The organism is Sphingomonas benefaciens, assembly GCF_052907485.1.
In genome coordinates, this window is the sequence record NZ_JBREIC010000009.1 from 27,214 (window position 1) to 53,949 (window position 26,736).

29 protein-coding genes are annotated in these 26,736 nt (G+C 64.2%); 18 read left to right on the top strand and 11 right to left on the bottom strand.

From position 1 onward, the window contains the following. Nucleotides 1-5: 5 nt before the first annotated feature. From ACU5AX_RS19695 to ACU5AX_RS19705, 3 genes are read right to left on the bottom strand one after another with little or no spacing between them, the layout of a single operon-like run. On the bottom strand, nt 6-842 hold the full coding sequence (locus tag ACU5AX_RS19695; protein WP_446692250.1) for a DUF7146 domain-containing protein: 837 nt from the start codon (nt 840-842) through the stop codon (nt 6-8). 42 nt (nt 843-884) lie between these two features. Beyond that, nucleotides 885-1,196 (bottom strand): hypothetical protein, encoded by a 312-nt coding sequence (locus tag ACU5AX_RS19700; RefSeq protein ID WP_446692251.1) that lies wholly within the window; start codon nt 1,194-1,196, stop codon nt 885-887. Next, complete coding sequence (locus ACU5AX_RS19705) at nt 1,193-2,014, bottom strand: ParA family protein (protein ID WP_446692252.1); 822 nt, start codon at nt 2,012-2,014, stop codon at nt 1,193-1,195. Before ACU5AX_RS19705 ends, ACU5AX_RS19700 begins: the two co-directional genes overlap by 4 nt. Nucleotides 2,015-2,122: 108 nt before the next feature. Here ACU5AX_RS19705 and ACU5AX_RS19710 point away from each other — a divergent pair, with 108 nt between their 5' ends. Next, nucleotides 2,123-2,998 (top strand): lytic transglycosylase domain-containing protein, encoded by an 876-nt coding sequence (locus tag ACU5AX_RS19710; RefSeq protein ID WP_446692253.1) that lies wholly within the window; start codon nt 2,123-2,125, stop codon nt 2,996-2,998. On the opposite strand, the gene ACU5AX_RS19715 is transcribed toward ACU5AX_RS19710, so the two are convergent. From ACU5AX_RS19715 to repC, 3 genes are all read right to left on the bottom strand, one after another. Then, entirely contained in the window at nt 2,965-3,240 is a 276-nt protein-coding gene (locus ACU5AX_RS19715; protein WP_446692254.1) for a hypothetical protein, read from the bottom strand. The genes ACU5AX_RS19710 and ACU5AX_RS19715 overlap by 34 nt on opposite strands. Before the next feature lie 92 nt (nt 3,241-3,332). Beyond that, on the bottom strand, nt 3,333-4,220 hold the full coding sequence (locus tag ACU5AX_RS19720; RefSeq protein WP_242121901.1) for a replication initiator protein A: 888 nt from the start codon (nt 4,218-4,220) through the stop codon (nt 3,333-3,335). A 185-nt stretch (nt 4,221-4,405) separates the two neighbouring features. Further along, entirely contained in the window at nt 4,406-5,755 is a 1,350-nt protein-coding gene (repC, locus tag ACU5AX_RS19725; protein WP_446692255.1) for a plasmid replication protein RepC, read from the bottom strand. Between the two features lie 626 nt (nt 5,756-6,381). Between repC and ACU5AX_RS19730 the strand changes: the two genes are divergently transcribed. From ACU5AX_RS19730 to ACU5AX_RS19740, 3 genes are all read left to right on the top strand, one after another. Next, entirely contained in the window at nt 6,382-7,533 is a 1,152-nt protein-coding gene (locus tag ACU5AX_RS19730) for an ImmA/IrrE family metallo-endopeptidase (protein ID WP_446692256.1), read from the top strand. 10 nt (nt 7,534-7,543) lie between these two features. Continuing rightward, complete coding sequence (locus ACU5AX_RS19735; RefSeq protein ID WP_446692257.1) at nt 7,544-8,038, top strand: DUF4411 family protein; 495 nt, start codon at nt 7,544-7,546, stop codon at nt 8,036-8,038. A 120-nt stretch (nt 8,039-8,158) separates the two neighbouring features. Continuing rightward, complete coding sequence (locus ACU5AX_RS19740; protein ID WP_446692258.1) at nt 8,159-8,827, top strand: hypothetical protein; 669 nt, start codon at nt 8,159-8,161, stop codon at nt 8,825-8,827. Here the strand turns inward: ACU5AX_RS19740 and ACU5AX_RS19745 are convergent. Continuing rightward, nucleotides 8,824-9,939: a site-specific integrase gene (locus ACU5AX_RS19745; protein ID WP_446692259.1), complete on the bottom strand. Its 1,116-nt coding sequence runs from the start codon at nt 9,937-9,939 to the stop codon at nt 8,824-8,826. The genes ACU5AX_RS19740 and ACU5AX_RS19745 overlap by 4 nt on opposite strands. A gap of 314 nt (nt 9,940-10,253) precedes the next feature. On the opposite strand from ACU5AX_RS19745, the gene ACU5AX_RS19750 reads away from it, so the two are divergent. Together ACU5AX_RS19750 and ACU5AX_RS19755 are read left to right on the top strand one after the other, a co-directional pair. Next, entirely contained in the window at nt 10,254-11,474 is a 1,221-nt protein-coding gene (locus tag ACU5AX_RS19750) for a transposase (protein WP_446692260.1), read from the top strand. Further along, nucleotides 11,471-11,686, top strand: a complete 216-nt coding sequence (locus ACU5AX_RS19755) for a hypothetical protein (RefSeq protein ID WP_446692261.1) — start codon at nt 11,471-11,473, stop codon at nt 11,684-11,686. Before ACU5AX_RS19750 ends, ACU5AX_RS19755 begins: the two co-directional genes overlap by 4 nt. A gap of 23 nt (nt 11,687-11,709) precedes the next feature. Here the strand turns inward: ACU5AX_RS19755 and ACU5AX_RS19760 are convergent, their stop codons facing one another. Then, nucleotides 11,710-12,354, bottom strand: a complete 645-nt coding sequence (locus tag ACU5AX_RS19760) for a recombinase family protein (protein ID WP_037477107.1) — start codon at nt 12,352-12,354, stop codon at nt 11,710-11,712. 253 nt (nt 12,355-12,607) lie between these two features. Here ACU5AX_RS19760 and ACU5AX_RS19765 point away from each other — a divergent pair, with 253 nt between their 5' ends. The 8 genes from ACU5AX_RS19765 to ACU5AX_RS19800 are packed head-to-tail and all read left to right on the top strand — an operon-like array spanning nt 12,608 to nt 19,574. Further along, on the top strand, nt 12,608-13,486 hold the full coding sequence (locus ACU5AX_RS19765) for a sugar phosphate isomerase/epimerase family protein (protein WP_446692262.1): 879 nt from the start codon (nt 12,608-12,610) through the stop codon (nt 13,484-13,486). Beyond that, complete coding sequence (locus tag ACU5AX_RS19770) at nt 13,483-14,289, top strand: SDR family NAD(P)-dependent oxidoreductase (protein ID WP_446692263.1); 807 nt, start codon at nt 13,483-13,485, stop codon at nt 14,287-14,289. The genes ACU5AX_RS19765 and ACU5AX_RS19770 overlap by 4 nt, the downstream gene beginning before the upstream one ends. Beyond that, on the top strand, nt 14,286-15,182 hold the full coding sequence (locus ACU5AX_RS19775) for a glycoside hydrolase family 130 protein (protein WP_446692264.1): 897 nt from the start codon (nt 14,286-14,288) through the stop codon (nt 15,180-15,182). Before ACU5AX_RS19770 ends, ACU5AX_RS19775 begins: the two co-directional genes overlap by 4 nt. Continuing rightward, nucleotides 15,119-16,060: a cytochrome ubiquinol oxidase subunit II gene (locus ACU5AX_RS19780; RefSeq protein ID WP_446692265.1), complete on the top strand. Its 942-nt coding sequence runs from the start codon at nt 15,119-15,121 to the stop codon at nt 16,058-16,060. The genes ACU5AX_RS19775 and ACU5AX_RS19780 overlap by 64 nt, the downstream gene beginning before the upstream one ends. 4 nt (nt 16,061-16,064) lie before the next feature. Next, nucleotides 16,065-18,155 (top strand): cbb3-type cytochrome c oxidase subunit I, encoded by a 2,091-nt coding sequence (locus ACU5AX_RS19785; protein WP_446692266.1) that lies wholly within the window; start codon nt 16,065-16,067, stop codon nt 18,153-18,155. After that, nucleotides 18,152-18,778, top strand: coding sequence for a cytochrome c oxidase subunit 3 (locus ACU5AX_RS19790; protein WP_446692267.1), 627 nt, complete (start codon nt 18,152-18,154; stop codon nt 18,776-18,778). The genes ACU5AX_RS19785 and ACU5AX_RS19790 overlap by 4 nt, the downstream gene beginning before the upstream one ends. Continuing rightward, nucleotides 18,775-19,077 carry a cytochrome o ubiquinol oxidase subunit IV gene (locus ACU5AX_RS19795; RefSeq protein ID WP_446692268.1) on the top strand — a complete coding sequence of 101 codons (303 nt, stop codon included), beginning with the start codon at nt 18,775-18,777 and terminating at the stop codon, nt 19,075-19,077. The genes ACU5AX_RS19790 and ACU5AX_RS19795 overlap by 4 nt, the downstream gene beginning before the upstream one ends. Nucleotides 19,078-19,079: 2 nt before the next feature. Continuing rightward, nucleotides 19,080-19,574 (top strand): DUF421 domain-containing protein, encoded by a 495-nt coding sequence (locus ACU5AX_RS19800; RefSeq protein WP_446692269.1) that lies wholly within the window; start codon nt 19,080-19,082, stop codon nt 19,572-19,574. A gap of 15 nt (nt 19,575-19,589) precedes the next feature. Here ACU5AX_RS19800 and ACU5AX_RS19805 read toward each other — a convergent pair whose 3' ends face one another. After that, nucleotides 19,590-20,579, bottom strand: coding sequence for an SDR family oxidoreductase (locus ACU5AX_RS19805; RefSeq protein WP_446692270.1), 990 nt, complete (start codon nt 20,577-20,579; stop codon nt 19,590-19,592). 94 nt (nt 20,580-20,673) lie between these two features. On the opposite strand from ACU5AX_RS19805, the gene ACU5AX_RS19810 reads away from it, so the two are divergent. From ACU5AX_RS19810 to ACU5AX_RS19825, 4 genes are read left to right on the top strand one after another with little or no spacing between them, the layout of a single operon-like run. Next, complete coding sequence (locus ACU5AX_RS19810) at nt 20,674-22,248, top strand: GMC oxidoreductase (RefSeq protein ID WP_446692271.1); 1,575 nt, start codon at nt 20,674-20,676, stop codon at nt 22,246-22,248. Further along, entirely contained in the window at nt 22,245-22,703 is a 459-nt protein-coding gene (locus ACU5AX_RS19815) for a DoxX family protein (protein WP_446692272.1), read from the top strand. The genes ACU5AX_RS19810 and ACU5AX_RS19815 overlap by 4 nt, the downstream gene beginning before the upstream one ends. A gap of 4 nt (nt 22,704-22,707) precedes the next feature. Further along, nucleotides 22,708-23,151, top strand: a complete 444-nt coding sequence (locus ACU5AX_RS19820) for a cupin domain-containing protein (RefSeq protein WP_446692273.1) — start codon at nt 22,708-22,710, stop codon at nt 23,149-23,151. Then, complete coding sequence (locus tag ACU5AX_RS19825; protein ID WP_446692274.1) at nt 23,148-23,951, top strand: VOC family protein; 804 nt, start codon at nt 23,148-23,150, stop codon at nt 23,949-23,951. Before ACU5AX_RS19820 ends, ACU5AX_RS19825 begins: the two co-directional genes overlap by 4 nt. Here ACU5AX_RS19825 and ACU5AX_RS19830 read toward each other — a convergent pair whose 3' ends face one another. Further along, nucleotides 23,952-25,727 (bottom strand): glycoside hydrolase family 15 protein, encoded by a 1,776-nt coding sequence (locus tag ACU5AX_RS19830; protein ID WP_446692275.1) that lies wholly within the window; start codon nt 25,725-25,727, stop codon nt 23,952-23,954. Continuing rightward, a complete protein-coding gene (locus tag ACU5AX_RS19835) occupies nt 25,724-26,710 on the bottom strand; it encodes an SMP-30/gluconolactonase/LRE family protein (RefSeq protein ID WP_446692276.1) in 987 nt (328 codons plus the stop codon). The genes ACU5AX_RS19830 and ACU5AX_RS19835 overlap by 4 nt, the downstream gene beginning before the upstream one ends. Nucleotides 26,711-26,736 lie beyond the last annotated feature (26 nt).

Here is a 26,736-nt window from a genome sequence, read left to right on the forward strand (position 1 = left end):
TCCCTCTAGGCTCCGGCTCTTACGTCGGCCCAATCGCCGAAGCGCCCGGGGGGCGGCATTCGTCGAAGGTCGAAGCCGCGAGGCCGATAGGCGGCCCATGCCTTGCGCCGTGCCCGGCGACCTTCCGCATCGTTGTCTTCGGCGATGATCAAGGTGCGGACGCTGTCGGGAATGTGAACCCGGTCGAGACGTGCCGCGCCAAGCGTCGCCCAGCATGGAATGTCGTTCAGTTGGGTGAACATGGCGGCCGTCTCGAACCCCTCGGCGAGCGCAAGCGTGTCGGTGATCCGGCGTCCCTGCCAGCTCGCGCCCGCGGGGGTGCCGAGCATGACCTTATCGAGGTAGCCTCCACGGCCGAGATCGAGGAAAACGCGCTGGATCGCACGCAAGGCCCGCCCTTCTCGGGCGGCAACGAGCAGAGCGGGCAGGAAGCGCGTTGTTGGCTTGGGTCCCCAGGGACACCGAGGATGGAAGCGCAGATCCTCAAACGGGGCGACGATGCCGCGGCCTGTCAGGTAGGACTCCGCAGGCGTGCCCGGCACCGGGACCGCCTCGCCCCAGATCCGCTCCACGTTGGCCCGACCTGAGGCACGCGACGGGGCAGGGGGGGCATATCTCTGGCCGGGCTTGATCCGCGAGATCTCCCGCAGGACGTCGTCGGGATCGCAGCCGGCGAAGCAATGGACAAGAATGCCCTCGTGCCCCTGACGAATGGAAAGACTCGGAGTGGCGTCCTGATGAGCGGGGCAGGGGCACATTGCCAGATAGCCTCGCCAGGTGCCGCCTAGGGCGCCGACGATGTCGACGACCTGCTGGGTGGGTTTGAGTGCGACTAGGGCCATGGTGGTGCATCCTTTCTCAAGATGCACCCGCCCCCTTCACTCTTATTCCTTGGCCGTGTCGGCCAGGTTGAGCAGGCGATCGAAGGCGTCGGCGTAGGATATCTGTTCGCGATCGCAGTAGTCGTTGAAGCGGTCGAACGTCGTTGGCGTGATCCGCATTGTCAGCGACTTGCTCTTCGTTTCGCGCACCCGGCGCCGTCGCGCGGGCGAGCCGGGCCGATAGCCCTCGGGGAGGTCCATCGGCGCGCTAGGGGCGGTTGCCGGGGTCGGCTTGAAGTCCGAGAGGTCGAGATCGCTCGGCGCAGGCGTCCGAGCGCCGCGGCCAAACTTCTTTGGAGCTGGTGCGTCACTCATGCCTGCGACTCCTTGATGATTGCGACGATCTCGCGAAGAAGACTTTGCACATTCTGCCGCGCTCGCTCGGTCCGTGATAACGCATGCGCGTCGAGCTCCTCGAGCGTCATCCGGTAGAGGAACATGGCCCGGTATGCGTCGCCGAGCGAGAGCTCGGAGTTGAACACCCCGATCTCTTCTCGGGTCTGGTCCATGACCTCACGTTCGGCCCGCGACATGATCGCGGGGCTGCGCTGGGTGATCAGCACGCGGTGGGGGAGGGGCCTCCCGCGAGCGCTTTCGATGAAGTTCATCTGATCGAGGAACTCGACGGATCGTTCGAGGTCCGCAGCCGAGGCGCGCTGCGGGATGATCAGCATGTCGGCCTGCAGCGTGGCGTACATGATGAGCTCGTTCATCGCGCCCTTCACGTCGACAATCACGAATGGATGCTGCTCGGAAGCCTTCATCACGGCCGCTTGCAATCCCTTCTGCGACAGCTTGTGGCCATCTTCGACAACGATGCGGTCCTTCAGCTTCCAGTCCTCGTACCAGCGCAGGAGTGAGCGCTGTTCGTCGGTATCGATGATATGGACGCTCTGTCCGGCCGAGCGCATTTCGGATGCGAGCGCGAGCGCCGTGGTGGACTTGCCGACGCCACCCTTGATCGACCCCACCAATATGACCGGCATTGCGAAGCTCCCTGTAATGCGGAAGCGCAGTGCATTGTAGTGCAATGCGCGGTGCGATGTGCTTCCGGAGTGTATGCCACCACGCGCGGCGCGTGGCAACCGCAATGCGCGGCGCGCTTGCACCGCGTTGTGCAATGCGTTCTGCACCGCGAGTGTGTAAAAAGTTTCCACGTTGTCAGGCCTGGAAAGCTGTGGTCCCTTTTAGGGGTGATGAAGGGATCGACCTTTGCGGCTCGGAGCCTCGTTGGTGTCGCTATGGCGGCGCTGACTTGGTCGGCCGCTCGCGCGCAGCAGGTGGAGCTCGTCCCGTTCCGCAGCGTCGACGACGGGGTCGTTATCGAGGTGGGCAAGACCAGCCCGCGCCCGTCACCTGTCCCGGTCAGCGAGGGGGAGGGGGTCTCTCCGGACGCGCTGGCGCAGGACTTTGCCGGGCTGGCGCCGGCGCCAACCTTTGCGCCGGCTCTTGCACCGGCGCCGATCGAGCGTTCGGCCATCCCGGTCCCGCTCTGGATGCAGACCGGAAGGGCAAGTCCGGCGGGGCTGGTCGCAGCGGCTGCCGTTGCGCCTTACCTCTACAGCCCCGCCGCATGCTCGATCAGCCCGTACCGGCCGCGAGGCGACCTGCCCGCCTATTTGGAGCAGCGCCGCGCGCGATATTATCCGCTGATCTCGGCCGTCGCGTGCGAGGCAGGGGTGCCGGTCGGCCTCTTCGACGCGCTTGTCGCGCAGGAGAGTCGATACGATCCGTTCATCGTATCCCCGAAAGGCGCGGTTGGCCTCACTCAGCTGATGCCCGGCACCGCGGCGTATCTCGGCGTCTATGACTCGCGCGATCCGTTGCAGAACCTGAGGGGAGGGGCGCGTTATCTTCGCGCCCACCTGGACGAGTTCAAGCGCGTCGACCTGGCGCTCGCTGCCTACAATGCTGGGCCGGGAAGGGTGCGCCTGAACGGGCGGATCCCGCCGTTCCGCGAGACCATCGGCTATGTCTCGGCCATTACGCGGGGCTGGGGGGCGAGTGCCTTCAGGACCGCGACGATCCAGACTGCCTCGAACTTCGCGCAGCCGCCTTCTTTCAGGGGTGCGCAGCTATTCTCTTACACGTCGACGAGCGTCGCAAACCCGAGGTGATGGGCGTAGAGCGTCGCGATCATCAGGATCGCCGGCGCACCCAGCAGATAGTTGAGCTGCCAACGCACCCATACACGCGGCGCGGCCAGCACCTTGTCCATGACGGTTGTGGTCGCCAGCGTTCGCGAGCCCGAGTGGTAGTCGTGGATGGTCTTGATGACGGCGATCGTGGCGCACATCGCGACCAGCAGGCCAACCGCGGCGTAGAGCGAGATCCAGGCGTCGAGGGTGGCTTGCGGCATAAACGCTCCTATACGTCAAGACCCTTTTCGGATGCTTAACGGCAAAGAAGCGGATTCAGTTGCGCGCGCAGATCAGCGGTAGGGCAGGGGAGCTACGCGACCAAGGCTTTCGGCTGCGTCGTGTTACGCTTTTTCGGCCGCATCTGGATCACCATACCCTTCTTCTTGCGGGTTCGACCGAGCGCGTCGACGTGTTCGCCGGTGATCGTATTGATGACGGTGACGTCGTAGTCGGGAAGGCGGTTTTCTGCCTCTATCTCCTTCGCCAAGCTCTTCAATCGGGAGATTGGGCCCATCGATCCAACCTGGGCGTGCAGCTCTTCGACTGACATCTCGATCGGCTCGCCGGAACAGTGCGCGATTTCGTACATGCGGCGCTCAATTGGACCGAGGCGGAAATAGTCGTGATGGTAATGGTACATCCGCTGATCGCGCTGGATCGCGCGGAACAGCCAGTTGCACGGCCTGATCCGGACATACCGAAGTATTTCCTCACCGTTGGCCATCTTCTCATATTCTACCTGAGCTTCCGCAAGCCATGAGAACCAACCTCGGTCGATCTTGTTGCCGGTCTCGATGTTGGTCTTGATCTGGGTGCCCTGCAGACGCTCGAGCGCCTCTGCGAAGCGACGATAGTCCCGTGTCGAGGGGCGCTCGACGCCTGTGATCCGGAAGAAGTCGTGCGCCGCGAACGTCACTTCCTCCTGAGCCGGCTGCCCGTCTGCGATCGACTGTGCGATCAAGGAGGCGACGTAGAGGAGGATTTCCTTGTCCCACATGGTCGCGACCCCGGTGTCGCTAGGGCGTATTTCGATCGTCACGCCCTCACGACGGTACTCGATCCGCTCCATGTGCGGGTTCTTCGACAGCGTGAAGAACGGGAAGTGCATGATCGAACGCTCACCACGCACCTTGCCGTGTAGCGGGCTATCCATATCGAACAGCGAGATTTGCTGCGGCATGGCTTTCAGCCTTGGCATCTTCGCTCCCTTCCGAACCTATCGGAGGACCATACTCCGAGCGGCGCGGTCGATCATCCCCGAACCGAGATAGAAATACTGAAAGCACGAGGATTGCACCGTTCGAGCCTCGGCCGGCGCCGGCACGCTCTCCTAGTATCGTCAGGCAGGGGGCGTAGGCTCGTGCTATCAGTATATCTATCTCCTCATAGCAGCCGGGCTGGCCGACCGGTCCGCGCAAGCCCCAATGCCGCTGCCGCGAGTTGGCCGATCGAGCGTGGATCCTTGCCGCTGGAGAGTGCTCGCATCCCGCTCGACCGGGCGTTGTCCTTCAGACCATGATAGGTTCGGCCAAGGTTGAGCAGGCCTGACGCGGCGTGCTTATTCATCCCGCGAAGATAGGCACCCGGCCGGTCGACATCCCCCCGCATGTGCTTATGAGCCGTCGCAAGGACCGACGCGGCTGCGCCCTTCTGGCCCATTAGGCGGCAGGCTTCGTGCCACACGTTTCGGTGGATAGCAGTCTGATTGACCAATCGTTCTGCCGTTCCGATCAAATCTCCCCAGGTCGGCCGCGGGCTATCGGTCAGGATGAACTCTGGAACGACGGCCGCGATGAACTCGGGGTCAACGCCGTGTTTCTCCAAGTCGGCCTCAACCTCGGTCTGGGGCTGAGGGTCGCGGACGTCGTACCCAGTCTTGCTACTTCTTCTCGGAAAGCCACTACTGTAAGCTGCTTTAGCAGTTTCAGGTTGGCTTGTAGTTGTAATAGGGGCGTCGTCTTGTTCGCCCGAGGGCGAACTTTTTTGTGAAATCATCGAGTGCGGGACACCCTCAATCACAGCCGCAACAGCCTTGCCGAGCTCATCGGCCCGCGCTTCCATCTGCTCGACAACAGCGCCCAACAGTTGCTCGTCACGCACGCAGCGCATTTGGCTGGTGGCGAGAAGCGAGATCTCCACAGCCGTCCGGGCATCGATGCTGTCGATCTGCTCGTCGTCGACCAGCTGGGCGAGCGTTCTTATCCGGCGCCGCGCGGCGGCCAATCGTTGACGCAGGACCTTGATCCGGAGGTCTGCTTCGGCGCCCTTGGTGGCGGCCTCAACGAACTCCTGGTAGCGCACCGCGAGAGGGCTTAAATCGATGCCGTAGGCGTAGATCAGCCGTCCGTCCTTTCCGCGAGCGCCGACCCGGTTGCCGTTCGCGCTATCCCGGTGGGTGATAAGGCCGTAGCGCGCCGCGCTGGCGAGCACTTTCTGGACTTGGCGCACCCCGATGCCGAGCTTCTGGGTCAGCTTCTCGTTAGAGGGAAAGACGATCGGGCGTTGGCCGTCCGACCAGTCGATCGAGCGCGACCAGCTCATCAGCGTGTCGACGGCGTGAACGAGGCGAGGGGGGATACCGATGTATGGCGCCGCACGCTTGAAAACAGTGAGGACCTGTCGGTGACTGAGATCCGCGGGAAGCCCTTGGAACTGCGCCGCAAGCTGGTCGGTTGCAGCAGTGCGTTCGTCGAGCCGGCGGTGGCCCGCCCCAGGAGCGTAGGCATAACTCATCGATCGGAAACCCCCTCCGGGAGCCCGTGCGGACGCAGAAGTCCGTGGCGCGAACCGCGCTCTCTATTGCTGCGTCATCGGATCTCGGCTAAAGGCTTCGCTGCGACACGACCTCGCCGAGGTTCCGAAAAGCCCGGCCTAGTGCCGGGTTTTTCATTTCTGCACGGCTTCCCCTTGCTGGTGACACGCGATCGGACGATCGCGAGGCGGTGCGTCTGTGAATCGCAGACGCGTCGGCGCAGCCAGCGTAGACGGCGTGATCGAGGATCGTCGCCCGCGCTGGCTCGTGCTTTCGGTTAATCTATCCCGGAAATCCTCGTGCTTTCAGTATTTCTATGTCGGCCAAACGGCCCGTGAGGGCCGGGGGAAGGGGGGCGTGTAACCGGGTTACACCCTGTGGAAGCGGTTTCCCGGGGGCGGATTCGCCTCTCGAAGCGGGGCTCGTGCTTTCAGTATATCTATCTCGTGGGCTCGATTGGGCGGTCAGCGCGATCGCCCCATCAAGCTGGGTAGCGGCAACGTCGACCAGGTCCTCTGTTGCCGTGTAGGTGGATCTAGGGCCTGACAAGTCAGGCAGCCGTGTCCATAACGGCTTCCCAAGTAGCCCGGAGTTGCGACGAACCAAGATGCCAAAGGTCAATCCTCAGATCCTGTCATGGGCGCGCGAAAGCGCGGGCCTGACGCTTGAGGACGCCGCACGGGGTATCGGGCTCGGCGGTGAGAACGCGGCTGCGCGCCTCGCGGAGATGGAGAACGGGGACCGAGAACCTAGCCGTCCTCAGCTGCTGAAGATGGCGGATCGCTATCGGCGCCCGCTGCTAACCTTTTACCTGCCGGCACCGCCAGCGCCGGCAGCGCGAGCGCACGACTTCCGTACGCTACGGCAACGGGAAGTGGGTGCAGAAGCGACGGTCGATGCGCTGGTTCGTGATGTTCGAGCGCGGCAGGCGCTGGTACGCGGCGCGCTAGAGGACGCTGAGGAGGCGGAACCCCGCGCATTCGTGGGCTCCGTGGATCCGAGGGTCGGAGCGGGTGGTCTCGCGGACGCGATAGCGGATCTCCTGGCGCTCGACCGAACCGCGTATCGCGAAGCGCGGACTATCGAACAGGCCTTCCGCATCCTTCGCGACGCGGTTGAGGCTGCCGGCGTCTATGTTCTGCTGATCGGCAATCTCGGGAACTACCGGAGCAACCTAAGCCCCGGCGTCTTTCGCGGCATGGCGCTCGCGGACGACGTGGCGCCATTCATCGTCATCAATGAGACGGACTCCAAAACCGCGTGGCCATTCACGCTGCTGCACGAGCTTGGTCACGTGCTGCTCGGACAGAGCGGCATCAGTGGCTACGACAGCGAGCAGGCGATCGAACGCCTCTGCGATGACGCGGCCGCGCGGTTCCTCCTTGTTCCGGCCGAGCTACGCGAGATCGACGTCGGTGTCGCGTTCGATGACCTGGTCGAGCAGATCGGCACCTTCGCCAATGCTCGGAAGGTCAGCCGCAAGATGGTCGCCTACAATCTGCTCCGTGAGCGCCTGATCGATGCGGCGCTGTATCGGCGCTTGGCCGACCGCTTCGATGAGGACCGCCGCGAGTTTCCGCAGAAGGTGGGGAAGGGCGCGCCTGACTATTACGTCGTTCGCCGTCATCGCGTGGGGCAGGGCCTGCTCAACCTAGTTGATCGCATGGTGGCGGGCGGGGCGCTCACCACGACCAAGGCGGGCAAGGTGCTCGGCGTGAAGCCGACCGCGATCGGCCGCATGACCGAATTGATGGCATAGCGGGGTCGGGTTGCTCTACCTTCTGGACGCCGACACGCTCATCACCGGTGATCGCCGTGCCTATCCGGTGAAGCGCTTCCCCGTGTTCTGGGAGTGGCTGCGTCACCAAGGCACGATTGGAAACGTGAAGGTGCCTCTCGAGCAGTATGAAGAGGTTACATCCGGCCGCGGCGACATCGTCGACTGGCTCTGCACGGAGGAGAGCAAGGCTGCCCTGATCCTCAACGAGGAGCTCGATCCCGGGTTGGTCGCTGACACCATCATGGGCGGCTATGGCGCACTCGACGAAAACGGCGTCGAGCTGGTTGGCCGCGATCCCTTTCTCATCTCCTATGGGCGTGTCGAGCCGGGCCAACGCACCGTGGTCAGCTTTGAGGTATCGAAACCGAGCAAGCAGGGCGCCAACCGCAAGGTGCCTGACGTCTGCCGGGGCTTCGGGGTGCCGTGCTGCTCGCTGTTCGATATGATCGAGGCGCTTGACTTCACGACTGACTGGCGGCCGTGAGAGCGCCTCGCGTCGTGCGCTAGACAGAACCAGCGCCAGATCTACATAGTCGGGATGACGCACTCAGCTTCCCCGACCCCAACCCGTTGGCGTGACAGGATCTTAGGTAGCTGGGGGCGCTTGCCCGGCTTCCTCGCGTTTGTGACGGCGCCTTACTTCTACTTTACGGGGGCGTCATACGAGACTGCTCGGCTCAAGGAGCTCAGAGCCGGTGATCTCGGCTTCGCATCTTCTGCCGGAGATCGAATCTATAGCGGCTTCAACATATTCGCAAACAATACGTTGCCGAACGCAGTTCCCTATCTGTTGTGGGGCGCTGTAAGCCTCTTTTTCTTCGTTCCGGCCGTCCTCTGGATAGCTAAATCGGGCGACATCCGGGCCGCTCGCATGCGATCAAAGAGTTCCGATGTTTGGACGTGGATTAAGAGGCAGATCGAGGATCTTGGCCTGGTTCTGTCGCCTTTGGCCGGCCTCTTAGGTGGCATGCTGACACTCGCTCTATTTCTCGGCTGGCTCGGCCTCATGAGCTTTGGGCAAAAGGACGGGCAGCGCGATGCACGGAGGCACCGAGCGGCGATCAGCGCCTGCGTTGCAGCGCAAGGGCGAAAGAATGGTTGCACGATCATCGGCATCCGAGGGCCGGATGGCAAGATTGAGCGAATTGTTGGCGGCATCGTGGCTATGGACAAGGACCGAGCGCTGATCTCGAATGGGCAAACTGTCTTCCCGTACGAGGCGAAACAGGTCGTTAGCGTAACCGAAATTCAGTCGGAGAGCAGGCTTCGCTAAAGGAAGCCCTCTCCTGCGTGCTCACGAAACCGCTCGTGATCCCGCACGTACTCCGCGACCATCTCCAGCGAGCTGTGCCGGCTATGCTCCTTCATCTTGAACAAGTTGGCGTTCTGTCGCCCTGCCTCGGTCAGGAAGCCCGCGCGCAGGGAGTGCCCTGAAAAGAGCTCGGGCGGGTAGCCCGCTGAGAGCGCCGCGGCTTTGACCACCAGCGCGACGCCCTGGGCGCTCATTGCCTTCGCGGTGAGGCGGCCCTGCGGGGTGAGCTTGCGGAACACCGGCCCCTCGCTGATCCCTGCCTTCTCGAGCCACGCACGGTAGTGGCGAACCGGCTCGAGCCTTCGTCCATCGGGGATGGCGACGGTATGGCCTCTGCCCTCCTGGTCGGTCTTTGACGACCCGATCCGCACCAGCAACCCACGGTTGTCCTCCGACACGCGGCCGATCGTGATCGCCACGAGCTCCGAGCGCCGGAAAGCGCCTGCCATCCCGATCGCGAGCAGTGCGCGGTCGCGATAGGCGCGCAGGTCCTCGCCAGTGACGCTGCGCAGCATGTCGCGCAGGACGTCGCCATCTGCCGCGCGCTTCTTGGCCGGCAACTCGTGCTTCTTGTCCTTGCGGATCGCACGCATCGCCTTGTCGAGCCGGGCAGCATCGGGCTGGGTGGTCGGCGGCTCCATGTCAGCCGCGCGATGCGCAAACACGATCGCGGCGAGGCGCCGCCCGATCGTCGCCTTGCCGAGCGGCCGCGGGTCCTGGCGGGGGATGATCCGCCCACGCTTGGTGCGCAGCGGCTCGCGCGGCGCGAAGCCGGTTTCAGCGAGCAGCGTCAGGAACGCGGCGACGGTCGCCGGTGTCGCGGGTAGCGGCCGGTAGCCCGCCTCGCCGCACCACGCGCAGAACAGCCGCCAGTCGGACTTGTACGCGCGCAGTGTCGCGTCGGCCGAGGCGCGGCCGACATAGGCGTCGACGCGTTCGCGATCGCCGGGGGCAAGATCGGGGAGGTAGGGCTCGAGCGACGTGACCTGATCCAGCACCACCACCGCGCCAGCCACGATCGCATCAAGCTCGCTCCCGTCGTTCGCCGCGTTGTCGGTGGTGTCGTTACGCATGTCGGGTCGATCGGGTCCGTCCAGCTTTTCGGGTGCCGAACGGGCTACCGGATCTGTCGGTTTTCCCAAAGGAGTGGACGTTCTGCTCCGAGCGATCGTCACCTGAAAGGGTGGACTTGCACCTGAAACATTGGACGACAGAGCCGTCTAACCCACCCGTGACATGCTCGCAGTCAGCCACGGGCACCGATTGAGCCGCGCGGCTCCCTTGACGCGAGCGCAGCCGCATCTCTCGCAAACGATCGGGCCTGTTGAAAAATGCCGGACATGCCGGGTTGCTCCTTCGTTTCACCCCTATCGAAAGGAGCGTCGCTATGATGGGACCAGCCTGTCGCAGTAAGCGGGAAGGGGCGTCCTTCCGCACCGTAGAAGCCATGTTGCCCACAGACCACCTGCTGCGTCGCGTCGATCGATGGCTCGACATCGGCGAGTTGAGACAGGCACTGGCCGGTCATTACAGCGCACGGGGAAGACCATCGATCGATCCCGAACTCCTCATCCGCATGACGCTGATCGGCCGCATCTTCGCGATCGCGTCCGAACGGCGGCTGTGTGAGGAGCTGCGCTACAATCTGGCCTATCGCTGGTTCTGCCGTCTCGCGCCGGGAGACAAGGTTCCGCACCACTCCACGTTCAGCAAGAACCGCCATGGTCGCTTCCGCGATGCCAACGTGTTCCGGATCCTGTTCGAGAGCACGGTGAGACGCTGCATCAGAGAAGGACTGATTGGCGGAAAAGACGCCGCGATCGATGCGTCGTTCATAGCGGCTGATGCGAGCTGGCAGCGCAAGACCGTTCCCGGCTACCTGCCGTATGTCGCCAACGCGTCGCGCGCGGTTAGGGAGTGGGTGCACGACACAGGAGATGCCGTCTTTGAAATGGCGCGGTCGAAAAGCTGCCAAGGCATCTCTCGAACGGACCCTGCCGCGGCCTGGTCGGCGCGAACGGTGCGTGGCCGGTTCGGCTACGCCTTGAATGCGCTGGTCGACACCCCGAGTGGCGTCGCGCTCGATGTCGAGGCGACACCAGCTCGCTTCGCGGAGGAAGTTGATGCGGGGCGCGTCATGCTCGAGCGGTCGGCCGATCGGTTTGATTATCGCCCCAAGCGGGTCGCGGCCGATAAAGCCTATGGCAGCGCGAACTTCCTCGGCTTCGTGCGGGATCACGGCGCAACCCCACACATCCCCGTGATCGACCGGACGCAGCAGACCAAGGGCAAGCTGCCGCGAACGGCCTTCAGCTATGATCGTGGCACCGACAGCTTTACCTGCCCGACCGGCAAGACGCTCCGGCACCATGCCTTCCATCCTCCCACCGGCGTACACCGTTACGCGGCGGATGTTCGGGATTGCGATGCGTGCGTGCTTCGGAAGAAATGCACGACGTCGCGGCGTCGTACCCTGGTTCGACTGGACGATGAAGACGTTCGCGATCTTGCCAGAGCCGAAGTGGAAACCGGGCTCTACAAGCGGTCTATGCGGTTGCGGCGCGGGGTCGAACGGTTCTTCGCCGACGCCAAGGCAAGCATGGCATGAGGCGGCTTCACCTGCGCGGCATCCGCGGAGCGGAAGAAGAGTTCCTGATCGGCGCGGCGGTAATGAACCTGATGATACTGGCGCGACCACGTCGGCTGATCGGCAAGCCGCGCAGAGGTGTCTGCGTTCCCGCAGCCCTCACCCCGGCCGCCATCTCGGCCCGGTCGATCGAACATGACGTGATCGTCTCGCCCGCTCGGCAATATGCCTGATCGCTGAAGCGCGGCGTGCTTCATCACGCGGCGCGCAGTCGTTCTTTGCGGTACGGCACACCGTCAAGCAGTGCCTGGCCCGGCGCCTTGGGCGTGCCGTCACCGTTCACGTACATATAGAGTGTCGTCGTCGTCATCCCGAGACGGCGCGCGACATCAGCTGCGATCGCGTTACGATCGGACATGGCGGCCATCGCCATCGCCAGCGTTGCCTTGTCCATCTTGCGGGGCCGCCCTCCCATGCGCCCCCGCGCGCGTGCCGCAGCAAGGCCGGCCTGTGTGCGCTCGGCGATAAGCTCGCGCTCGAACTCGGCGAAGGCGGCAAAGATGCCGAAAGCCAGGCGGCCGTTGGCGGTGGTGGTGTCAATCTGCGCGCCGGCGCCAGTCAGTACCTTCAACCCGATGCCGCGCTCACGCAGCGCCTCGGCGGTGATGACCAAATGCCTCAGGTCACGTCCGAGGCGATCCAGTTTCCAGAGCACCAGTGTATTGCCGGGCTGCAACGCCTTGAGACAGGCAGTCAGGCCAGGACGCGCATCATGACGACCCGACGCGAGATCCTCATAAATGCGTGAGGCATCGACGCCGGCGGATAGCAGCGCGTCGCGCTGCGGTGACAGCGTCTGCGATCCGTCAGCCTTGGATACCCTCACATATCCGATGAGCATCATCACCCCGCCAGAAAAGATATCTAACACCCTGCAATGTGCCGGTGGTTTCCGCAACGGGTATTCCGACCGCTAGGAAGCTTCGATGAGGCAAAAACCGCTACCGCCAGAAAACCGGTCGTTTTTCTTCCTCAGCTTGGCGTCCGGTTTAAGCTGCCATGCCATGACGCACGCGAAACAAAGTTATTCTCAACGGTGAACGGAAGGCAGCTTTGTTGGTTTGATCTGAATAAGTCTCAGACAGGCGTGTTCTATGGCGTCCGGTGCGTTCCAGCTAAGTATCAGCGAATTCACCACGATGCCGTGGTCCTTCGATCAGGACGTTGAGCGATATGCCCGGCTTGGGATCGATGCGATCGAGATCGTCGAAGCCAAGCTCGACGATGATTGTGTCACCGAGCAGATGCAATCGGTCCGGGATGCCGGACTGACGATCAGTGGCTTGCAACCGAAGGTGCGCACTTTCTTCTCGAGCCGGATGACGCCGCATCCCGCGGGCCTCGACGAGCGTACAACCGCGTTGCGGGGCTCGATCGAGCGTCTCGCTCGCTATGCGCCCGGCGTTCCGTTCATCACCAATACCGGTGCTCATCCGCGCGGCGACATGGCGAATGCGATGACGGTCGTCGCGAATCGGCTCGGCGAGCTTGCCCGGGTGGCCGCGGACAACGGCGTGCTGCTCGCGCTGGAGCCGCTCAATCCCAGTTCGGTCAACGTGGAAAGCGCGATCTGGACGATCGACCAGGCGCTTGAGGTGATCGAGCGCGCCGACCACGAGGCCGTCGGGCTTTGTCTCGACTATTGGAACATCTGGCAGAACGCGGACGTGCTGGCGCAGATCGGGCACGCGGGCGCGCGCATCATGACCGTGCAGGCGAGCGACTGGCGCACACCGCGCTCCTTTGCCGATCGTCTCGTGCCGGGCACGGGCGACCTTCCGCTCGCCGACCTGATCCGCGCGACACGAGCGGCCGGGTACGACCGGCCGTACGTCGTGGAGATCTTTTCCAACGACGTGGCCGACTCGCTCTACGATCGCGACCTGGAGCAAGTTGTCACGGACTGCAGGCAGGGCTTCGCTGCGGCCTGGGACGCGAGCTTCGTCGATACTGACAAGGAGAGAATGGCATGACCGATCACCAGACCCCGTCGATGTTCGCGGGAACGCTCATCGGACGCGTGGCCTTGGTGACCGGGGGAGATTCCGGGATCGGTGCCGCGTGTGCGAAGGCACTCGCCATGGCCGGCGCCGACGTTGCCGTCACCTACCTCCACGATGACAAGGGTGCGTCAGAGACGGTCGAGGCGGTCAAGGCAGCCGGGCGACGCGGCCTCGCGATGCGCAGCGACGCGCGTGACGAAGCGGCGGTCGAGCACGGCTTCGATCAGGTCGAGCGCGAACTCGGCACGGTCGATATCCTGGTCACGTCGGCCGGCATCAACACCTACGGCATCGAGGTGGCGGACCTCACGCTCGAGCAGTGGGAGAATATGCTGAAGACCGACCTGACCGGTACGTTCCTGGCGTCGCGCGCATGCGTCCGCCGTTTGCGCGCGAAGAAGCAGAAGGGAACCATCGTCGCGATCAGCTCGGTTCACGCCGATGTCGTGCGATCGGGCAGTTCGGCCTATGCCTCGGCAAAGGCGGGCGTGAAGAACTTCGTAGAGACGCTGGGCGTAGAAGTCGCACCCGACGGCATCACGGTCAATGCGATCGCGCCGGGCATGATCCTGACGCCGATGAACAAGACGGCCGAGGACTGGTGGGTGGTGCGCAAGGTCAAGGGCGAGTTCATTCCGGCCAAGCGCCCCGGCAGGCCGGAAGAGGTGGCGAACGTCGCGGTGTTCCTGGCGTCCCCGGCGGGCGATTACTTCACGGCATCGACGCTGACGATCGACGGCGGCCTGTCGAAGATGCTGGCTCTGGGCGCGTGACGATCGACTTCGCGGTCGAGCGGATCGACTATATCTCGCTGTCGGGCCCGGACGAATTATTGTCCAAGGAACTGATGAGCCCTTTCGTCTGGCAGGAGCCCGATGACGCGCGCCTGCACCTGCTCGTCCGCGCGGTGCCCCCGAACAAGGACATGCAGAAAACCGAGAGCGGTCGCATCTGGTACGGGCGCAGCAGCAGCGATGGTATGGTGTTCCACATGGACGCGGCGCCGTGCATTGTGCCGGGACCAGGGCCGATGGACATTCGCGGCTGCGAGGATCCGACGGTCGTCCAGACCAATGATGGCTACGTCGTTCTCTACACCGGCGTCGATGCGAGTGGGACGGGTCACATGCTCTACGCCACGGGCAAGGAGCTGTCATCGCTGAGCAAGCAGGGCGTCGCGCTTCCGGACACGAAGAGCGAGAACAACGTCAAGGAAGCGACCGTGCTTCGCGACGGTGACGTGTGGCGATTGCTATACGAGTATGCGCACAACGGCCACTCGCTCATCAGCCTGACCTTTGGCGAAGGGGTTGCCGGGCCGTGGCACGAGCAGCCTGACCCGTTCGGCTTGCGCAAGGGGCATTGGGACAGCTACCATTTATCGACAGGACCGCTGTGGCGCGGCGATCCCGACATGCCCGTCATGTTCTACAACGGCGCCGATGAGAATACCGACTGGGGGATCGGTTGGGTTGCCTTCTCACCCGATCTTGGCCGGGTCATTGCACGATCGAACGAGCCCTTGATCTCACCACCCAACGACGTCGACGGACCGCGCGATATCGCTTTCTCGGCCTCGCTGGTCGACAACGAAGGAACGTTGTGGCTGTATTACTCGCGCAACGACCGCGAACTCCGTCGCGCCACCATCCGTCGCTCGCGGTGAGAATCCTTCGAACGGCTTGCTCCATCGCGGCGCTAGCAGTCCTGACGGGTTGTGCTGCACTCGATCACGGTATCCTGAACGCGCAGGGTCCGGTCGCCGCGCACGAGCGGCACCTGCTGCTGATCGTGTCAGGCATCCTGCTGTTCGTCTGGGTGCCGGTGGTGATCCTGGTTCCGCTGATTGCATGGCATTACCGCCACTCGAACGCCAAGGACGCCTATCGGCCGAAGTGGGCGTTCTCCTGGCCGCTTGAGGGCTTCATCTGGATACCGCCGATCGGCATCGTCATCCTGCTCGCCTTCCTGCTCTGGCCGGCGACGCAGAAGGATGATCCCTATACCCGGCTGACCGGGCAAGGGGCGCCGGTTCGCGTCCAGGCGATCGCGCTCGACTGGAAGTGGGTGTTCATCTATCCCGATCAAGGCATTGCGACGGTGAACCAGCTTGCCATTCCGGCGGGGCGCCCGGTGGCAGTCGAGCTGACCAGCGGCACGGTGATGCAGTCGCTCTTGCTGCCGCAGCTCGCCGGCCAGATCTATGCGATGGCGGGCATGCGGACGCGGCTGAACTTCGCAGCCGATCATCCCGGTCGCTATCTCGGCGAGAACGTCCAGTTCAACGGCGGCAAGTTCGCGCACCAGAAATTCCCCATCGTGAGCATGACCCCGGATGCCTACGCAGCGTGGGTCGCCCACGCCCGGCAGGGCACGAAGGCGCTCGATGCCGCCACCTGGGCGAGGCTCTCGCGCCGTGATACCACCGGGCCGGAGACATACGCCCGGGTCCCAAGCGACTTTTTCAATAACGTCGTGACCGCGACGGGCGGAGCTTCGCACCCCCATCCCGGCCAGCACCCCGCCACACGAAAGGCGCACTGAGCCCGTGCAGACTGCTCACCCCCCAATTTGGCCCGAAGTTCTTGGCCGCTTCACCTGGCACGATTTGCCGTTCGTCCGCGCCTGGGAGAACCCCACCACCAGCGAAATCATCGGCGCCGGCGCCGCCTCGCTCGTCATCATCGGCTTCGTCGTCACCGTCACGCTGCTGACCCGGTACCGGGCGTGGGGGAAGCTGCTCGAATGGGTGACCAGTCTCGATCACAAGAAGATCGGAATCATGTACGTCGTCATCGCACTCGTGATGCTGTCGCGTGCGCTGATCGAAGCCGTGTTGATGCGGATGCAACAGGCTGCGGCGGTCGGCAATCCAGGCTTCCTGTCGTCCGACCACTTCTCGCAGCTGTTCTCCACCCACGGCTCGATCATGATCTTCTTCATGGCGATGCCCTTCCTCACCGGCATCATCAATTATGTGATGCCGCTCCAGATCGGCGCGCGTGACATGGCGTTTCCCTGGGCGAACTCGGTCGCGCTTTCGCTAACCGGGGGCGGCGCCATCCTCATGATGATCAGTTTGGTGATTGGGAAATTTTCGACCGGTGGTTGGAGCGGCTACCCACCTTATACCGGCCTCGCCTTCAGCCCCGACGTTGGTCCCGACTATTGGATTTGGGCAGTAACGCTCGGCTCGATCGGCTCGACGCTCGCCGCGATCAACATCGCCTGCACGATTTTCAAGTTTCGCGCACCCGGTATGACGTTCATGCGTATGCCGCTGTTTTGCTGGACGAGCTTGTGTACCAGCATCCTGATGCTGTTCGCGATGCCGGCGCTCACCGTCGCGACCGCGCTCCTCGCACTCGACCGCTACCTGGGGTTCCACTTCTTCACGAACGACCTCGGCGGCAACATGATGAACTACGCCAACCTGTTCTGGCTGTTCGGTCACCCCGAGGTCTACATCCTGATCCTGCCCGCCTTCGGCGTCTATTCCGAGGTCGTGTCGACCTACTCGTCGAAGGAGCTGTACGGCTACGTCTCACTGGTGCTGGCGACGATGGCGATCGCGGTGCTGAGCTTCACTGTCTGGGTCCACCATTTCTTCACGATGGGGCAGTCCGCCAACATCAACGCGGTGTTCGGCATCGCGACGATGACGATCGGGGTGCCGACAGGCGTCAAGATCTATGACTGGATCTGGACTATGTTCCGCGGCGAGGTGCGCTTTGCCGTACCGATGCTCTATTCGCTCGCGTTCATGATCACCTTCGTCATCGGCGGCTTCACCGGTATCATCCTGGCGATCCCGCCGCTCGACTATGTGTTCCACAACACGCTGTTTCTCGTCGCGCACTTCCACAACATGCTGATCCCTGGTCTGCTCTACGGCATGCTCGCTGGGTATACCTACTGGTTCCCCAAGGCGTTCGGCTTCCGCCTGAACGAGCGCTGGGGCCGGGTGTCGTTCGGGTGCTGGGTCGCAGGCTTCTATCTCGCTTTCATGCCGCTCTACGTGCTCGGTGCCAGCGGCATGGCGCGGCGGACGCACGAGATCTTCCAGCCCGAATTCCGTCCCTGGCTCTACGTCGCCGGCTTTGGCGCGCTGATCCTGCTCGCGGCGCTCGGATCGTTGGTGATCCAGCTGGTCGTCAGCATTCGCGAGCGGGACCGGAACCGGGTCTTTGCTGGCGACCCGTGGGACGGGCGCGGGCTCGAATGGTCGACCTCCGCACCCCCGCCGGAATACAACTTTGCCGTCATCCCCCATGTCGGGGGGCGCGATCCCTTCTATGATGGGAAGCGCAAGGATGGGTATTACGAGCGGCACGCCCATTACGGTGCGATCACCGTACCCAAGAACAGCATCACCGGATTGATGATCGGCGTCGCTGCCACGGCGGCGGCGTTCGGCCTCGTCTGGCATATGTGGTGGCTGGCCGGGCTCTCGATGCAGGCGGTCGTCTCGGCGCTCATCCTGCGCAGTTTCGTGCGTGACAGCGACCGTACCATTTCTGCGGCCGAAGTTACCAAGACCGAGCATCGCTGGCACGCCGCGCTCGATGCGGCTGATCCGACGCCGCGACCGCTGGAGCTGACGCATCGCAATACCGGCCTTGCGGAGATCCCGGCATGACCCAGCCTTCGCTTCGCCACGCCGGCATCAATCTGGGCGGCACCGAGCAGGATCCGAACGCCAATGCCGAGAGCGGCATCTTCGGCTTCTGGATGTTCCTGATGAGCGATGCGATCATCTTCGCATTGCTCTTTGCCGTCTACGGCACCGCCGTGGCGGCGACGGCGGGGGGGCCTACTCCCGCCAGCGAGTTCAAGCTCGGCAGCGCTCTTGCCGAGACGCTGCTCCTCTTGACCAGCAGCCTGACGATCGGGCTGGCGGTGCTTGCCATGAAATATGACGCCGCGCGGCGCCCGGTATTCGCGTGGATGGGCATCACCTTCCTACTTGGCGTCGCCTTCCTGGCGATGGAGATGCATGATTTCACCACCATGTTCTCGGATGGCGCCTATCCGACCAGAAGCGCCTTCCTATCGGCGTTCTTCGCGCTCGTGCCCCTGCACGGCCTTCACGTCCTGGCCGGCTGCGTTTGGATGCTGGTGATGGGCGGGCAGGTCCTGGCCTATGGCTTTGACACGCGGGTCAAGATCAACATCCTGCGCCTTAGCCTCTTCTGGCATTTCCTCGACGTGATCTGGATCGCCATCCTGACCGTCGTCTATCTACAGGGGCATGTGCTGTGAACGAGCGTCGTCGCGAAACTCGGACGTACCTGGTCGGCTATGTACTGGCGCTCGCACTGACGTTCGCGGCTTTTGCGGTCGTCAAATGGCCGCTGGTTGCGGCGGGGACCACGTTCGGGATTATCCTGGGTCTGGCGCTCGTGCAGGTGATCGTACAGTTCCGCTGCTTCCTTCACATTAGCCTCGCCAAGTCGTCGCGCGATGATCTGCTGCTGGTTCTGTTCGCGAGCCTGATCGTCACGCTGATGGTGTCGGGCACGCTGGTCATCATGTTCAACCTGCGCGAGCGGATGATGTAGCCGTGGAGTGGCTTACACCCGCTTTCTCTTTGGTCTTCGGCAGCGGCAAGGATCTGAGCGTCGCGCAGGAATGCGCACGTGCAGTGCTGGTGCTCGCCTACGGGCTTTTGGCTGTTCGCGTGGTCGGCCGGCGCATCTTCGGGAAATGGTCGGCGCTCGACATTGTCGTATCGATCGTCATCGGATCAAACCTCAGCCGCGCACTGACAGGAAGTGCACCGCTGCTCGGCACCCTCGTAGCGACCACCGTCTTCCTGCTTCTGCACTGGCTGCTGGCCCATCTGGCGGCGCGCTTCCCCGCCATGTCGCGCCTCCTTGAGGGGCAAGCCATCACGATCTTCAAGGAAGGTAAAGCCGATCACGGCGCCCGGCTGCGCCACTCGGTGTCCGAGGCCGACCTTGACGAAGCGCTGCGTCAGTCCGGGATGGCGAGCGTGAACGACGCGCGCCAGGTCACGCTTGAGCCCAGCGGGAAGATCACCGTCCTGAAACGCTGACCTTCCCTGCCTGCATCAGATATCCAGTCGCTTGGCGGCTCGGTGGGCCAGGTAACCCAGCCCGGCCAGCCCAAGCGCATAGAAGGCTGTGCGGTGACGGTCGGTGAAGAACTCCATGCTGCGACGACGCGAGCTGTCGTCGAAGCGGCCGTGCGCGTCATAGTCGCCCGGTACCGGCTCGAACAGGTTGGACGGCGCATTTGTGGGCAACGGTTCGTCCGTCAACTGCCCCTTGTAGCCAGCCTTGGCGAGGTAGCGGTCGATCAGACCCGGCGCAACACGATTGCCGAGGATTGCCTTCACGGACGAGAAGCCGAGCCAGACGTCACGCCGCTTGTGGGTGGCTGCGTAGAAGATGGCCCGGGCAGGAACTTCAGGTTCGAAGATCGGTGCCACGGGGCGTGCCTTCTTGCCCATCTTGTTCAAGGCCCAGTCGAACTGCGGCGTGTTGACCGCCGGCAGGTCGACCATCGTTAGGTGCACGTCGATCTTGTCGTGGATGATTTCGGAGCGCAGCGAGTCCGTGAACCCCCGGATTGCTGCCTTTGCCCCGCAATACACAGACTGGAGCGGTACCGATCGATAGGCGAGTGCCGAGCCAACGTTGACGATCGTGCCGCGGCGCTTACGCATCCGCTTCAACGCACTCATCATGCCGTGCACCTGGCCAAGGTAAGTAACCTTGGTGCCACGCTCGACTTCCTCCGGCGTCAGCTTGGCGACGGGCGCAAAAACGGTCGCCATAGCGACATTCACCCATACATCGATCGGTCCAAGCTCACGCTCAGTGCGATCGGCTGCCGCCTCAACGGCAGCGGCATCGGCGACATCGGTCGGGATCGGCAAAGCACGAACCCCGTGTCGGCGGAGTTGCTCGGCTGCGCGCTCCAAACGTTCAGGATCGCGCGACAGCAACGCCACGTCATAGCCTTCGCTCGCGAACTTTTCGGCGGTTGCCCGCCCTACTCCTGCCCCGGCTCCGGTGACGACGACGACTTTGCTCATGCCTGGCTCCTGATTGATCGAGGTTGGGAACAGCGCTCGATCAACGGGGTTCCGGCCTTTGCCATGATGGCATCACTTCGCAGCGGATCCGTGCATGGCCGAGAACACCCACTACGACCTCATTGTGATCGGGAGCGGCCCTGGCGGCGCAGCCCTCGCTCAGCGGCTGGCACCTACCGGCAAGCGGATCCTGATCCTGGAGCGCGGCGACTATTTGCCGCGGGAGGAAGCGAACTGGAGCGGTCAGGCGGTGTTTGTCGAGGGCAAGTACCAGGCCGACGAGCAATGGGTGAACAAGGATGGTGGCACCTTCGCGCCGCAGCTCCACTATAACGTGGGGGGCAATTCCAAGGTGTACGGCGCCGCGCTGTTCCGCCTGCGCGAACGCGATTTCGACGAGGTGCAGCATGCCGGCGGCGTGTCCCCCGCCTGGCCGCTTTCCTACCGGGATTTCGCGCCTTGGTATGACGAGGCGGAGGCGCTGTTCCACGTCCATGGCCGGCGCGGGGAGGATCCGCTCGATCCAGGTAGCACCGCCTACCCTTTCGTACCGATCAAGCACGAGCCCAAGGTGCAGGAGCTTTCTGATAAGCTGACCGGGCTGGGGCTACACCCATTTCATCTGCCGCTCGGCATCCTCCTCGACCAGAAGGAGGACGGCTTCGCCACCCCGACCAGCGTGTGCATGCGCTGCTCCTATTTCGACGGCTTTCCGTGCCTCTTGAACGGGAAGGCGGATGCGCAGGTGATGTGCATCGATCCGACCCTGCGCGATCACCCCAATGTGATGATGCTGACCGAGGCCTATGTCGAGCGGCTGGACACGGATGCGAGCGGACGCCGGGTGGAATCGATCCTCGTCCAGCGTGACGACCGGCAGGAGCGCTACAGCGCTGACACGGTCATCGTCGCGTGCGGCTCGCTTTCCTCTGCGCTCCTGCTGCTGCGCTCCGCCAACGAACGCCACCCGAACGGCCTCGCCAACGGATCGGATCAGGTCGGCCGCAACTACATGCGGCACGAAATGTCGATCGTCATGGCGGTGATGAAACACGTCAACGAAACCGTGTTTCAGAAGACGCTGGCGCTCAGCGACTTCTATTTCGACAGCGGCGACCCCGATTATCCGCATCCGCTCGGCCTCATCCAGATGTGCGCGACCAGCCACGCGGACCAGATCAAGGGCGAGGCGCCTTTGGCCGCGATCATGAAGCATCTGCCCGACATGCCCTTTGCCGAAATGGCGCGGCATTCGATGGATTTCTGGTTGCAGACCGAGGATCTGCCGGTCCCCGAAAACCGCGTCTATTACCGCGATGGGCAGGTCCATCTGGACGTGACCGAAACCAACGAGGAGTCGCTCAAACGGCTCAAGACCAAGCTGGAGCAGGTGCTGTCCGATATCGGCTGGCCCGCGATGCTGGTCGAACGGTCGCTCTACCTCGGCAAGGACATTCCCCTGTCCGGCACCGCGCATCAGGCGGGCACCTGCCGCTTCGGCACCGATCCGTCGACGTCCGTACTCAACCTCGATTGTCGCGCGCATGAGGTGGACAATCTCTACGTCACCGACGCCAGCTTCTTCCCATCGATCGGTGCGGTGAACCCGACGCTGACGATCATCGCCAACGCGCTGCGCGTCGCCAGCATCATCGAGAGCCGGCTGTGACGACCGCGGCGATCGCCGCGCTGGTCGTGCGATACGGCATCGTCATGCTGTTCCTGCCGTTCAGCGCGCTCGACAAGATCTTCTCGTTCGATCACGCGGTCAAACAGGCGCAGCAGGTGTTTCGCCCGCGCTGGCTCGCGGTCGCGGTGCTGATGGTCGGACTGTTCGTCGAAATCGTCTGCTGCGGCGCGATCGTGCTCGGCATCGCCGATCGCGCTGCCGCCTTCGTCGTCGCTGGCTACTGCGCGGTGACGGCGGTTCTTTACAAGCAGTTCTGGCGACCGGGCGACTTCTTCGCCGATCCGGGCGGCAAGGCGCGTACGCTGTTCTGGGACTTCCTCAAGAACCTGTCGCTCGGCGCCGGTTTCCTCCTCCTCATCGTCGGCACCGACGGGTCGGGGCTCCAGCCCTTCCTCGCCGCGCCGTTCGCCTCCAGCCACCCTTACGGGAGATAATGCGATGTCCGATCCCGGACCCAAGCCGTCCGTTCCCTACCAGCATCTCTACACCGACGAGAACGGCATCAGCCGCTTTCGCGGATGTGCGCTGGAGAATTACGCGCTGAAAGGCGTCGGCGACGCCGATCCGCAGTGGAACGACAAGATGGAGCGCGGCGAGGCGACCGTCGTCTTCACCGTGCAGCCGGTCGGCTGGGTCGGCGACTGGCACGAGAACCCCGCGCCGCAGTGGATCGTGGTGCTGTCGGGCCGCTGGTGGATCGAGGCGATGGACGGCACGCGCATCGAGCAGGGCCCGGGCGACTTCTCCTTCGGCGGAGACCAGAATTGCGTCGAGAAGGACGGCAGGAAGGGGCACAAGTCGGGCACGATCGGCGACGAGCCGTGCCGCCTCATGACGGTACAGCTCCACCGTGACCCGGTCGGACCGTGCGAACTCAAGTGACGTTCACTCGCGTCGCGGCATTCCGGCTGGTGACGCAGCAGCCCGAGGCGCTGCTCGCCTTCTACGCGGCGCTCGGCTTCGAGGTCGGAGAGGCGCGGCCGATTGCTGACGCGGAGCTGGCTATCCTCGGCATCGACGGCGCGGGAACGCGCTGGCCGATGCGACTGGGCAAGGCGACCGTCGAACTCGACCACTTCGATGCGCCGGGGCGTCCGTACCCGATCGACGCCGATGCTGCTTCGCAATGCTTTCAGCACTTCGCGCTCGTGACCGACGATGCCGCGGCTGCGTGGACGCGCGCGCGATCGGCCGGCGCGACGCCGATCAGTGACGACGGGCCGGTGACGTTGCCCGTGTCCTCGGGCGGCGCGACCGCGATCAAGTTCCGCGATCCCGAGGGGCACCCGCTCGAGCTGCTGCAATTTCCCAACGCGGCCGCGAAGGGCTGGCGCGGCACCGGCCTGATCGGCATCGACCATAGTGCGATCGTGGTTCGCGATCGTTCGGCGAGCGAGACCTTCTATGCCGCGCACGGCCTCGCCCGCGGCGACGTTACGCTCAATCGCGGTCAGGAGCAGGCCGCGCTCGACGATCTGCACGATCCCGTCGCCGACGTCGTGCCGATGATGCCGCAAGAGGCACCGCCGCACGTCGAGCTGCTGCATTATCGGCAGCCGTCCGGCGCGCGGACTGCGCCGGTCGAGGTGGCCGACGTGGCGGCGACGCGGATCGTCTGGCAGGGTGGAGCCCCGGCGCTGGTCCGCGACCCCGACGGGCACCTGCACCAGACCGGCGGCTGATCAGACCGCGCCGCGCTGCACCACCGGACGCGACAGGAACAGCGCGGTGTTGACGACGCCCAGATGCGTCAGCGCCTGTGGCAGATTGCCGATCAGCTGGCGCGTGGGGACGTGAAACTCCTCGCTCAGCAAACCGACGTCGTTGCTCAGCCCGATCACCCGGTCGAGCATGGTGGCCGCGTCCTCGTGCCGCCCCTGCATCGCCATACAGTCGGCGAGCCAGCACGAGCAGGCGAGAAACGCGCCCTCATCGTGGCCGTCGCCCTTCGCGGCCTTGCGCCGGACCAGCCCGCCGTCCATCAACTCGCGCTCGACCGCCGCGATCGTGCCGGCGATGCGCGGGTCGTCCGCGGGCAGGAAGCCGACCAGCGGCAGCAGCAGCAGCGACGCGTCGAGCGCCTCGCCGTCGTAGCGCTGAACGAAGTGGCCTCGGCCGGACGAATAGCCCCGCTCGCACACGGTGCGATGGATCTGTTCGCGCAGGCCCCGCATCCGCCCGACCAGCTCGTCGCCGGCCGCGGCGCGCATGGCGTCGCTCTCGACGAAATGGTTGATGCCGACCCATGCCATCGCCTGCGAATAGGTGTAGCAGCCCGGATCGCCGCGGCTTTCCCAGATGTCCGCGCCCGGCTTGTCCCAGGCGCCCTCCAGATACTCGATCAGCGCGATCTCGACCGCGATGTCGCGCGGCGTGCGCTCCACCCCGGCGCGGGCACCGACGTGGAAGCTGTCGATCAACTCGCCGTAGACATCGAGCTGCGTCTGATCCGACGCGGCGTTGCCGACCAGCACCGGTTTCGCACCGCCGTGGCCGCTCAGCCACGTCGCCTCATATTCCTGCAACCGGCGCCCGCCGTCGATCCGGTACATGATGCGCATGTCGTTCGGGTCACCCGCTATCGCGCGCAGGATCCAGTCGCGCCAGCGCACCGCCTCGTCACCGAAGCCGGCGTTCAGCAGCGCGGTCAGCGTGAAGGTCGCGTCGCGCAGCCAGCAGTAGCGGTAATCCCAGTTCATCGCCCCGCCCGGCACCTCGGGCAGCCCCATCGTCGCGGCCGCGACCAGCCCGCCGGTGCGCCGGTCGATCAGCGCCTTCAACGTCAGCAGCGACCGCTTGAGCGGCGCGCCCCAGCGCTCGGGCGCGTCGAACCGGCCGATCCAGTCGCGCCACGCCTTGTCGGTCTGCTTGAGCAAGCGCGTCGCGTCGGGCTTTTTCGGCAGGTCGGCGTAGGACGGAGAATAGGAGAGCGCGAAGACGAGCTGCTCGCCCTTCCTCACGCGAAACGTGGCGCGGGCATCGCCGTTCGCGACGTGGATCGCGGTCGGCGCGTGGAGGACGAGCTGATGCGGCCCGGCGTCGGCGCACAACCCGCCGTCGAACGGCCGCATCCACGGCGGCACGCGGCCGTAGTCGAAGCGGGGGCGCAGCAGGCTCGCCATCTCGACCTCGCCCGACAATCCTTCCACGATCCGCACCACCATCGGATCGCCGCCGTGCCACGGCATGAAATCCGTGACGCGCACCGCGCCCGCCTCGGTCGCGTGATCGGTTTCGAGGATCAGCGTGTCGCCGCGGTAGCGCCGCTCCACGCCGGTGACGAACCCAGTCGGGGCGATCTGCCAGCAACCGTTGCCCTGATTGCCGAGCATCGCCGCGAAGCACGCGTCGCTGTCGAAGTGCGGCAGGCAGAGGAAATCGATCGAGCCGTTGCGCGCGACCAGCGCAGCGGTGCGCCCATCACCGATCAGGGCATAGTCCGCGATCGCAGAGGTCATGCGTCAGCTTCCAGATCGAGGGCGAGCAGGCGGGTGCCCGCTGCGATGAAAAGGCGCCGCCGATCGGAGCCGCCAAAGCACAGATTGGAGACGGTCGCGTCGATGGGCACGAAGCCGAGCCGGTCTCCATCCGCCGACCAAATGTGAACGCCATCGGCCGCGCTCACCCACAACCAACCGCGTTTGTCCGTCGTGAATCCGTCGGGATAGCCGTGATCGGTTCGGCAGAAGCGCGTGCGATTTCCCCAGCTGCCATCTGATTGGCGGCGAAAGCGCACCACCTCGTGCTTCGTGCCCGCCGTGAAGCCTGGCACCTCGCCGAGCGACAGTGAGGTGTCCGACACGTACAGCGTCCCACCGTCGGCAGACAGCGCGACGCCGTTGGGCTGCTCGAAGTCGGCTACCCGTGTCAGTTCGCCGTTTGCGGGATCGAAGCGGTAGACACTGCGGTGATCCAGCTCGGGCTCGGCGAGCGCGCCCTGGCTTGGCATGACGATGCCGAAAATGGGATCGGTGAACCAGATCGATCCGTCAGCTGCTACCGCGACATCGTTGGGAGAGTTGAGGCGCTTGCCATCATAGTGGGTGATGATTGGTATAGAACTTCCTGCCAAGTCGGCAGACGAACGGCTGATGCAGCGGCGGCCGTGTTCGCAATGCCAGACCGTCCCGTCGGGCGCGACAGCGTTCCCGTTCATGAACCAGGTTGAATCGATCGCGACTTCGACACGGCCATCGCCTTCATACCACGCGTTTAATCTGCGATTGGGAACGTCCGAGAAGAGGAGGCGACGGTGAGTTTCTTGCCATGCCGGTCCCTCAGCGTGAATTGCCCCCTCGTGCAGCACGAGCAAGGGCACGTCGGGAGAGAGCACCTCGGCAAGCCGGGGATCATCGATCTGACAGCCGCGGAAGTGGACGGCATGCTTGATGGCGCCGGGACGCCGAAGCAGGTGGCCAGGCAGAAGGTCAACGGGGCTCACAACAAGCTCCTCCGATATGGGCGCGT